Source organism: Campylobacter concisus, assembly GCF_902460895.1.
GTDB classification, from domain to species: Bacteria; Campylobacterota; Campylobacteria; order Campylobacterales; family Campylobacteraceae; genus Campylobacter_A; species Campylobacter_A concisus_BC.
Genome location: NZ_CABPVL010000004.1, coordinates 345430 through 352540 on the forward strand (window position 1 = coordinate 345430; position 7111 = coordinate 352540).

Annotated in this window: 6 protein-coding genes; 5 read left to right on the plus strand and 1 reads right to left on the minus strand. The window is 39.0% G+C overall.

All coding sequences use genetic code 11. The annotated features are described in order from the left end of the window. Positions 1-54: 54 nt before the first annotated feature. Positions 55-978: a pseudouridine synthase family protein gene (locus F3G98_RS08320; protein ID WP_149726010.1), complete on the minus strand. Its 924-nt coding sequence runs from the start codon at positions 976-978 to the stop codon at positions 55-57. Between the two features lie 188 nt (positions 979-1166). Here F3G98_RS08320 and purB point away from each other — a divergent pair, with 188 nt between their 5' ends. The 5 genes from purB to F3G98_RS08345 all read left to right on the plus strand — a co-directional run bounded on the left by purB (position 1167) and on the right by F3G98_RS08345 (position 7006). Next, positions 1167-2498, plus strand: coding sequence for an adenylosuccinate lyase (gene purB / locus F3G98_RS08325; RefSeq protein ID WP_103608753.1), 1332 nt, complete (start codon positions 1167-1169; stop codon positions 2496-2498). 358 nt (positions 2499-2856) lie between these two features. Next, positions 2857-5232: a ribonucleoside-diphosphate reductase subunit alpha gene (locus F3G98_RS08330; protein ID WP_103612628.1), complete on the plus strand. Its 2376-nt coding sequence runs from the start codon at positions 2857-2859 to the stop codon at positions 5230-5232. Beyond that, positions 5233-5883 carry a DUF488 domain-containing protein gene (locus F3G98_RS08335; RefSeq protein WP_103643761.1) on the plus strand — a complete coding sequence of 217 codons (651 nt, stop codon included), beginning with the start codon at positions 5233-5235 and terminating at the stop codon, positions 5881-5883. Beyond that, positions 5873-6310 (plus strand): DUF488 domain-containing protein, encoded by a 438-nt coding sequence (locus tag F3G98_RS08340; RefSeq protein ID WP_223231330.1) that lies wholly within the window; start codon positions 5873-5875, stop codon positions 6308-6310. Before F3G98_RS08335 ends, F3G98_RS08340 begins: the two co-directional genes overlap by 11 nt. Further along, positions 6311-7006, plus strand: a complete 696-nt coding sequence (locus F3G98_RS08345) for a dual OB domain-containing protein (protein WP_149726012.1) — start codon at positions 6311-6313, stop codon at positions 7004-7006. The last annotated feature ends 105 nt before the right edge of the window (positions 7007-7111 follow it).

Below are 7111 nucleotides of genomic sequence, written 5' to 3' on the forward strand. Positions count from 1 at the left end.
CAAAATTATGAAAAATTTTTATAGATTATTTTTACTAGAAAGAGTTTTTGAAATTCAGATAGTTCGATTATTTGCTTCTTTTGCAAATTTATAAAACTCACTCTCTGCATCAAATTTGCTCTTTATTCTGTAAAAAATTTCATCAAATTTAAATGAAATTTCGTCCGAGTGAAGTAAGAGCCTTTTTGCTCCGGTTAAATTTATCCGCTCACGCTCGCTCACCTCTTTGTCTAAAATTTTCTCGATCTGCGGACGTGACAAACCATAAAGTGGTTCGCCAAGGATCTTGTGTTTCACATGAAACAAATGCAACCGAATTTGATGCTGCCTGCCAGTGAGTGGGATAGCCCGAACCAAAGTTGTATCGATATCGTCAAAATATCTGATCGGAAAAATTTTAGTCACAGCACTCTTGCCATTTTCACAAATTTGCATTCGCATTTTCACATCGTCGTAGTTGTTCGCTAGATCCATCTTAGCATCGATCGTAAATTCTCGCTCGATCTTACCCTGTACCATCGCGACGTAGCTTTTATAAACCTCTCTACTTTCAAAGATTTTCTTTAGTTTTATCGTAGAATTTCTATCTTTTCCCACAACTATCACGCCGCTTGTTTCAAAGTCCAGCCTATGCGCCACGCTCGCTTCTCGCCCAAAAAGCGTATAAATTTCATCGTTTAGCGAGTACTTACAGTGTCTGCCATTTGGGTGGCTCAGCATCCCACTTGGCTTGTCAAATACCGCAAAGCTCTCGCACTCAAAGATCGGCTTTAGTCCTTTTGGCTTGGCCTCATAGTCGATCAAAAATACATCACCAGACAAAATGGCATTTTTCTCGCTCACGACACTGCCTTCGCATATCAGCCTGCCTTTATCGATGAGGCGTTGAGTTTGGCTCATATTAAAGCCATTTTGCAACAAAATTTCATAAGCTTTTTGGTGATCTGCAGTAATGATAAATTTATTTACGTAGGGCAAAAATGATCCTTTAAAAAAAACGAGCGAGCTATCTTAAGCCCAAATTTATAAGCGTATAACCGACATTTCAGCCCGGATTTTATATAATCAAAACTTAAATTTAGAGAAATTGCACGACGTGATTTCTGGCTTAAAAAGCCAAATTTATACTTTCAGGACAAAAGCAAACTAACACAAAAGGTTCAACAATGGTCGAAAGATACTCACGCAAAGAGATGGCTGAAAAGTGGAGCATACAAGCAAAATACGACGCTTGGCTCAAGGTGGAAAAAGCTGCCGTTAAAGCTTGGAATAAGCTTGGCTTCATAAGCGACAGCGACTGCGAGAAAATTTGCAAAAACGCTAAATTTGAAGTGGCTCGCATCGACGAGATAGAAAAGACGACAAAGCACGACGTCATCGCATTTTTAACAAGCGTCAGCGAGAGCCTTGGCGATGAGAGCAGGTTCGTGCACTACGGCATGACCTCAAGCGACTGTATCGACACAGCCGTCGCGCTTCAGATGAAAGAGAGCCTAGAGCTCATCATCAGCGACGTAGAGGAGTTTATGCAGGCGGTCAAAAACAGAGCAAACGAGCACAAGCATACGCTCATGGTCGGCAGAAGCCACGGCATCCACGGCGAGCCGATAACTTTTGGCCTTGTGCTTGCCATCTGGTACGACGAGATCGCAAGGGCACTAAAGCTCATCAAAGATGCAAAAGATACGATCAGCTACGGCAAACTCTCAGGCGCTATGGGAAATTTGGCCCACGCTCCGATGGAATTTGAAGAGCTAACTTGCGAAGAGCTAGGTCTAAAAGCTGCTCCAGCCTCTAACCAAGTGATCCAGCGCGACCGCTATGCCCACGTGGTGAGTGCCATCGCTATCTTAGCCTCTACTTGTGAGAAGATCGCAGTTGCCATTAGACACTACCAAAGGACCGAAGTTTATGAGGCAGAGGAGTACTTTAGCCCAGGACAAAAGGGCTCAAGCGCGATGCCGCATAAACGCAATCCAGTCCTTAGCGAAAACATCACCGGCCTTTGCAGGGTGCTACGCTCATACGTCACGCCTTCTCTTGAAAACGTCGCCCTTTGGCACGAGCGCGATATCAGCCACAGCTCGGTTGAGAGATTTATCCTGCCAGATATGTTTATCACGGCTGATTTTATGCTGGTTCGTATCAAAAATTTGATAGCAAATTTAGTCGTCTATCCAGAAAATATGATGAAAAATTTAAATTTAACAGGCGGCTTAGTCTTTTCACAGCGCGTGCTTTTACAGCTACCACAGCGTGGAATTTCTAGAGAGGATGCCTACAAGATCGTTCAACGCAACGCCATGAAGGTCTGGGCGGACTTGCAAGAGGGCAAAAAAGCGATCGACGAGCAAGGTCACAGCCTATTTTTACAAAATTTACTAAACGACGAGGACCTAACTAAGAGCCTTAGCAAAGATGAGATCAAAGAGTGCTTTGATTACAACTATTACACCAAAAATGTAGATAGAATTTTCGCCAGAGTTTTTGGCAAATAAATTTAAACGCAAGGGGTAAATTTAGCCCCTTGTAAAATACCCTAATACAAAACCACATTAAATTTAGCTCGCAAAATTTATAAGCTGGTGGCGGCACTTTTCAAGTAGCTTTTACAAGCGCCAGTAAAATTTAGTGGAAATGTTGGCGCATTTAACTTTTAGTCGTAAAGCTAACCAAAAGCTCGTCACGTTTAACGTTTTTTTCGCTCTCCTACTAGAAAATAAGAGTTTTTAGTAAGCCTTTATCTTTCTCATTTTGGCGGTAAATTTTATATTTAATGAGTAGTTTTTGGTAAAGAGAGTTTTTATCTCTTTTTGGATAAAATCTCAAATTAAAATTTAACACGGAGAGATATTTTTGAAAGTTATAAAACGTAATGGCAGAACAGAAGAGCTTGATATCAGCAAGATCAAAAAATACACAAACGAAGCCGTCCTAGGTCTTAGCAACGTAAGTCTTAGCGAGCTTGAGGTAGATGCGAAAATTCAGTTTAGAGATATGATAACGACTGAGGAAATTCAGCAAACTCTTATAAAAACAGCAGTTGATAAGATCGACATCGACCGCCCAAACTGGACATTTGTTGCTGCGAGGCTATTTTTGTTCGACCTTTATCACAAAGTGACTGGCTTTAACGGCTACAACCACCTAAAAGACTACCTCGCAAAGGGCGAAAAGGTAGGTCGCATCATCCCTGGGCTAAAAGAGAAGTACGATCTTGAGGATCTAAACGCATACATCAAACCAGAGCGCGACCTTCAGTTTGCATACCTTGGTATCAAAACGCTTTATGATCGCTACCTCATCAAAGACAAGAGTGGTATGCCCATTGAGCTGCCACAGCACATGTTTATGGCGATAGCGATGTTTCTTGCGCAAAACGAGCTAGACAGCCAAGGCTGGGCAAAGAAATTTTACGACCTCATCTCTAAATTTGAAGTGATGCTAGCCACGCCAACGCTCTCAAACGCAAGGACCACACGTCACCAGCTAAGCAGCTGTTATGTAGGCAGTACGCCTGATAATATCGAGGGCATTTTTGATAGCTACAAAGAGATGGCACTACTTTCAAAATTTGGCGGCGGTATCGGCTGGGACTGGAGCAAGGTGCGTGCGATGGGCGGCAGTATCGACGGGCACAAAAACGCAGCTGGCGGTATCATCCCATTTTTAAAAGTGACAAACGACATCGCAGTAGCGGTCGATCAGCTAGGCACTAGAAAGGGCGCGATCGCTGTTTATATCGAGCCTTGGCACATGGACGTGAGCGATTTTCTCGATCTTCGTAAAAACTCAGGCGAAGAGAGACGCCGCGCACACGAGCTTTTCCCTGCGCTTTGGATAAACGACCTATTTATGAAGCGTGTCAAAGAAAATGGCCGCTGGAGCCTTTTTGATCCAGCTCAAGTAAGCGACCTTTGCGACCTTTATGGCGAGGAGTTTGAGAAGAGATACTTAGAGTATGAAAACGACGAAAATATCCAGAAAAACACCATTCTTGCAAAAGAGCTTTGGAAGAAAATTTTAACTAGCTATTTTGAAACGGGCATGCCGTTTTTATGCTTTAAAGATAACGCCAACAAAGCAAATCCAAACGACCACGAAGGCATCATCAGAAGCTCAAATTTATGCACCGAAATTTTCCAAAACACAGCGCCAAACTACTATAAGATCAAGATCACTTATGAAGATGGCGGCGAGGAGCTATTTGACGAAGAAGAAGATGTTACCGTAGATAGCGGCATAACTAAAAAAGCCAAAAAGCTTAGCGCGCTTGATAGCCTAAAAGGCAAGCAAATTTTCATCGTAGAAAAAGAGAGCATCGAGGGCAAAACGGCAGTTTGCAACCTTGCAAGTATAAATTTAAGCAAGATAAACAGCAAAGAGGACATCGAGCGTGTCGTGCCGATAGCTATCAGGATGCTTGACAACGTTATAGACCTAAATTTCTACCCACACAAAAAGGTAAAACACACAAACCTAGCCTCTCGCTCGATTGGTCTTGGCGTCATGGGCGAGGCGCAAATGCTAGCTGAGAAAAACGTAAAATGGGGCAGCTATGAGCACTTGGCGCTCATTGATAGCATAATGGAAAATATAAGCTTTAACGCCATCTACGCTAGCTCAAATTTAGCCGTAGAAAAGGGCATCTATCCAAAATTTGAAGGCTCAAAATGGAGCAAAGGTATCATGCCGATAGACACCGCAAACGAGAACGCAAAAGCGCTTTTAAACGACAAAGGCGGGCTATTTGATGAAAATGTCTGCGACTGGGACAAGCTAAGAGAAAAAGTCAAGCGTGACGGCATGAGAAACGGCTACCTAATGGCGATCGCTCCAACTAGTTCGATCTCGATCCTTGTTGGCACTACTCAGACCATCGAGCCAGTCTATAAGCGCAAGTGGTTTGAGCACAACCTAAGCGGTATGATCCCAAATGTCGTGCCAAATTTAAGCCCAGATACTTGGCAGTTTTACACGCCAGCTTACGAGCTTGATCAAAGAATTCTTATAAAAGCAGGCGCGATCCGCCAAAAGTGGATCGATCAAGGTCAAAGTCTAAATATATTCATGAGTTTAGACAAAGCAAGCGGCGGATATCTAAGTGAAATTTACACGCTTGCATGGGAGCTTGGACTAAAATCAACTTATTATCTACGCTCAGAGTCACCAGATAGCGAAAAACTAAACGACGTAGCTGACCGCTCGATCGAATGCGAGGGATGTCAGTAGATGAACCAGATGTATACTATCGGACACTCTACTCACGATGTAAATTTTTTTATAGAAATATTAAAAAAATTTAATATTAATGCGTTAGTCGATGTTCGTAGTATGCCATATAGTAATTTTTCAAGCCAGTTTAATCAAGAATATATATCAAAAGAATTAAAGCAAAACGGCATATATTATATTTTTATGGGTGATTTGCTTGGAGCAAGGTATGATAGTAGCAAGGTTTTGGATGAAAAAGGCATAGTTGATTTCAATAAAGTTTTTTTGGAAAAAACATTTCTAAAGGGTATAGAAAGATTGGAGGACGGTATAGTTAAAGGCTTCAACCTTACTTTGATGTGCTCTGAGCTAAATCCTTTTGATTGCCATAGATTTGGAATGATATCGCAATATTTAAGCTTGAAGGATAAAAATTTACAAATCAATCACATTACAAAGACAATAAAAGAAAATAGCGAACTTAATGCATATAACATTATAAGCCAAAAAGAATTGGAGGACCATTTGCTCAAAAAATATTTAAAAAATGATGGGCACAATTTGCAGTTATATGATATACAAGACGAGTTAAAAGAAGCATATAATTTTCATAATCATAAAATAGGATACAATGCAATTACAAAGATGGGTGACGACATTGGAAACTAAAATTTATAATATTGGTTTTACAGGGAAAACCGCTGAAGAGTTTTTTACTATCTTGCTAAAAAATAAAATAGAAATTTTATTTGATATAAGGCTTAATACAACATCTCAACTTGCAGGCTTTGCAAATTCTAGACATTTGCCATATTTGCTAAAGGTGCACAATATAAAGTATCAATACATTGCAGATTTTGCCCCAACAAAAGAAATTTTAGATGGATATAAAAAAGGAATTATAAGTTGGCAAGAATATGAGATTAGATACAACAAGCTATTGGATATTAGATTAAATAAAACAAAACTTGATGCTATAAATTTTAATAACTCTGTCCTACTGTGTAGTGAACAAACTGATGAATTTTGTCATCGTAGGTTGGCTTGTGAATTTTTAAAAAAAATTTATCCGAATATGATTATTAAGGGAATTTAAATGTTTAGCATGGATTTGATTGTATTTGCAAAATCAATTAAACACCATAACTTTTGCGTTGCAGGTAAAAATAAAGCTGACAATAAATGGGTAAGACCGGTAAGTTCTATGAATGGTGATGCCCTAACAGCAAGTCAGTGTAAAATCCAAAATGTTTATGGAATTTATGATCTTAAGCCACTAAAAATCGCAACATTTTTATTTGAGAAAGAAGCTCCAATTGACGGGCAGCCTGAAAATTGTCTAATTAAATGCGATTACATCCCGCAGCAAAAATATAAAATACAATTTCAAGATATAAAAAATTATCTTGATTACCCTCAAATATTATGGCAAAGTAGTTTGGACTATATTGTTCATGATAATGGGTTAAAAGATAAAGTAAATAGTTCACTTTATTTGATAGAAGCTTTTGATTTACAACTTTATTTAAATAGTTTTAATAAACGTAGGGCAAATTTTATTTATAACAATATTAAATATGATTTTGCAGTAACAGATCCAGAATTTGACAGATTAACTCATACGGTTGGAAATTATTTTTCAAGCGCATTTTTGTGTGTTAGCCTCGGTGAAAATTTTAATGGAAATCACTATAAACTTGTAGCGGCAATTTTTGTTAATGAAGGCTGTGGAAGGTTTATATCGATCAATAATAATATCGGGTTTGCTACTGTAGATGATATAGATTTTTGATAATAAGAATATACTTTTTTAAAATAAAATTATTAAATAAAATAAATAATATTATTATTTAAGTAAATATAATCAAATTTTAGTTTAAAATACCTAAAATACGTA

Coding starts and splice junctions, on each gene's coding strand:
- purB (WP_103608753.1), top strand. CDS start 1,167: ATGGTCGAAAGATACTCACGCAAAGAGATGGCTGAAAAGTGGAGCATA.
- F3G98_RS08335 (WP_103643761.1), top strand. CDS start 5,233: ATGAACCAGATGTATACTATCGGACACTCTACTCACGATGTAAATTTT.
- F3G98_RS08345 (WP_149726012.1), top strand. CDS start 6,311: ATGTTTAGCATGGATTTGATTGTATTTGCAAAATCAATTAAACACCAT.